The 3,066-nt window shown below is 65.1% G+C and carries 3 protein-coding genes; 2 read left to right on the forward strand and 1 reads right to left on the reverse strand.

The window, feature by feature from the left end:
* Positions 1–930, forward strand: a 930-nt coding sequence (locus NLR35_RS33610; protein WP_257170835.1) for an NRAMP family divalent metal transporter, incomplete at its 5' end; no start/stop codon positions are given.
* 155 nt (positions 931–1,085) lie between these two features.
* Positions 1,086–1,550, forward strand: coding sequence for a metallophosphoesterase family protein (locus NLR35_RS33615; protein WP_257170836.1), 465 nt, complete (start codon positions 1,086–1,088; stop codon positions 1,548–1,550).
* A gap of 54 nt (positions 1,551–1,604) precedes the next feature.
* Here the strand turns inward: NLR35_RS33615 and NLR35_RS33620 are convergent.
* Positions 1,605–3,066, reverse strand: a 1,462-nt coding sequence (locus NLR35_RS33620) for a molybdopterin dinucleotide binding domain-containing protein (protein WP_257170837.1), incomplete at its 5' end; no start/stop codon positions are given.

The following is a 3,066-nucleotide window of genomic DNA, read 5'->3' on the forward strand; positions in this document are numbered from 1 at the left end:
CTGCTGATCGGCGGTCCGGCCACGCTCTATGTCGTCGTGTTCGGCGCGGTCTCCGTCATCGCGCAGATCTTCTTCAAATACGAGCGCTATGTCGCGATCCTGAAATGGCTGACGCTGGTGCTGTTCGCCTATGTCATTGCGCTGTTCCTGGCCAAGGTGCCGTGGGGCGAGGCGCTGAAGGGACTCTTCGTCCCCAGGATCGAATGGAGCGGCGCGTTCCTGACCACCTTGGTGGCGATCCTGGGCACGACGATCTCGCCTTATCTGTTCATCTGGCAGTCCTCCCAGGAAGCGGAGGAGCAGCGGATCGATCCGGACAAGCAGCCGCTCAAGCACGAACCGCACAAGGAGGAGCAAGAGATCAAACGAATCCGGCTCGACACGCTGGTCGGCATGGGCGTCTCCAATGTGATCGCCGTCGCGATCATGATGACGACGGCGGCGACGCTGCATGCCTCCGGGAAGACCGACATCGAATCCTCCGCGCAGGCCGCGGAAACGCTGCGCCCCGTCGCCGGCGCGTTGGCCGAGCTGATCTTCGCGCTCGGCATCATCGGGACCGGACTGCTCGCGATCCCGGTGCTGGCCGGCTCGACGGCCTATGCGATCGGCGAAGGACGCAAATGGCCGGTCGGGCTGTCGCGCAAGCCGCGGGAGGCGATTGCCTTCTACAGCGTGCTGGCGCTGTCCGTCGCGCTCGGCATCGCGCTGAACTTCACGGCGATCGACCCGATCAAGGCGCTGTACTGGAGCGCCGTCATCAACGGCGTGCTGGCCGCGCCGGTCATGACCGTCATGATGCTGCTGGTGCGGCGCAAATCCGTGATGGGCGATCTCGTGGTGCGGGGGCCGGTGTACTGGCTCGGCTGGATCGCAACGGCGGCGATGGCCCTGTGCATCGTCGGCATGGCCGTTTCGATGGTCGGCTAGACAGAGCGATCGATTGAAATCCGCGCGCTCCGTGGCTATCTGCGAAGCCGGACGGCACGACGGAGGAACGACGCGATGCCAGGATCAGCCACGCCGTCGCTCTGGCGCCGCGACCAGATGCGGCGCGGACGATAGCTGCGTTTCCGGCGGGGACCATGTTCAGGATCGGCATCATCTCGGATACGCACGGATTGCTGCGGCCCGCGGCGGAGCGCGCGCTTGCGGGTGTCGACCACATCATCCATGGCGGCGACATCGGTAGCCCCGACATCATCCCTGCGCTGCGCAGGATTGCGCCTGTGACCGCGATCCGTGGCAATGTCGACGTCGGCGACTGGGCGACGGACTATCCCTCCACCGCGCTGGTCGAGCTTGCGGGGCGAACCTTCCACGTGCTGCACGATCTGAAGACGCTTCGCTTCGATGCCCTCGCCCGCCGCGTCGACATCGTCATCAGCGGGCACTCCCACATTCCCAAGATCGAGACGATCGACGGCGTGCTCTATCTCAACCCCGGCAGCGCGGGCCGTCGCCGTTTCAAACTGCCGATCACGCTCGCGACGCTCGACGTGACCGCCCAAGGGCTGCGGAGCGAGCTGCACGATCTCGGCGCGGATTGAACCAAGCGATCGTCCATCGCTCTCCGAACCTTCGGAGCGTGAAGACATCACGCGTCAGCCGGCGGGCGGCAGCTTCTCGCCGTCTTCGACGATCTCCGGCGGCACATCCTTGAACACCCGCACCGGGACCGATTTGGCCGCGGGCACCTTGCTGCCTTCGGCATAGTGCCACAACGGGATCAGCACGTTGCACTCCGGATAGTAGCCGGCAATACTTCGCCGCGGGATATCGTAGGGCACGACCTGGAGCTCGCTCAGGCTGCGTTCGACACCGTCGCCGGCTTCCGTCACCAAAGTGACGGTGTCGTCCGCGGTCAGGCCTTCCGCCTCCATGTCGGCGGCATTCATCAGCACGACGTAACGTCCGCCTTGAATGCCGCGGAAGCGGTCGTCCTCGTTGTAGATCGTGGTGTTGAACTGACCGTCGGCGCGCATGGTCATCAGTTCGTAGACCCCGTCCGTCTCCTTCGGCGGCGCAAAGGCGAATTTGGGAACGGTGAAATTGGCCTTTCCGTTCGGGGTCTTCCACTTGCGCTCGCGCGCCGGCAACGGCCTTGGGAAGCCGCCGGGCTCGAACATGCGCTTGTTGAAATCCTTGAACTGGTCGGGATAGGTCCGCTCGATGGCATCCCGCACGCGCGAATAATCCGCCACCCAGCCATCCCAATCCACCCTGGCATTGGGCTGAAGCGTTGCCTTGGCGAGACCGGCGACGATCGCCGGCTCGGACAAGGCATCCTTCGCCACCGGCGTGCGCTGGCCGCGCGAGCCGTGAATGCAGGTGGTGGAATCCTCCATCGACACCGCCTGCGGGCCGCTCGCCTGCTCGTCGATCTCGATCCGGCCGAGGCAGGGCAACAGATAGGTCACCTCGCCCGGCACGATGTGGCTGCGATTGAGCTTGGTCGCGATCTGGACCGACAGGCGCAGGCCCGACCAAGCCGGCTCCATCAGCATCTGCTCGGGAATGGCGCGTACGAAATTGCCGCCGAGACTGACGAAGCCGCGCACGTCACCCTTCAAGATGCCCTCGCACGCATCGACCGTGGACAGACCGTCCCAGCGCGGCGGCTCGAAATCGTAGAGCTCGGCGAGCTTGTCGAGCGGCACCAGCTTGGTCTTCTCGGAGATGCCGACGGTGCGCTGGCCCTGCACGTTGGAGTGACCGCGAATGGGCGAGATGCCGGCGCCGGGCTTGCCGATATTGCCGCGGAGCAGCAGCAGGTTCACGATCATCTTGGCAGTCTCGACGCCGTGCCTGTGCTGCGTGACGCCCATTCCGTAATTGGCGATGACGGCGTTGGCCGCCATGTAGGTGTTCGCCGTTTCCAGCAGCGCCGACCGGGTCAGGCCCGACGCACGCTCGATCTCGTCCCACTCCTGATCGCGGCAGAACGCTGCGAACGCCTCGAATCCGGAGGTGTGCTCGGCGATGAAATCGGCGTCCACCACGCGCGGCTCGCCGTATTTGACGGCCCGGTCGTCGGCCTCGATCACCCATTTGCAGATTCCGACG

This window comes from Bradyrhizobium sp. SRS-191 (genome assembly GCF_024586915.1).
In the GTDB taxonomy this organism is placed as follows: Bacteria; Pseudomonadota; Alphaproteobacteria; order Rhizobiales; family Xanthobacteraceae; genus Bradyrhizobium.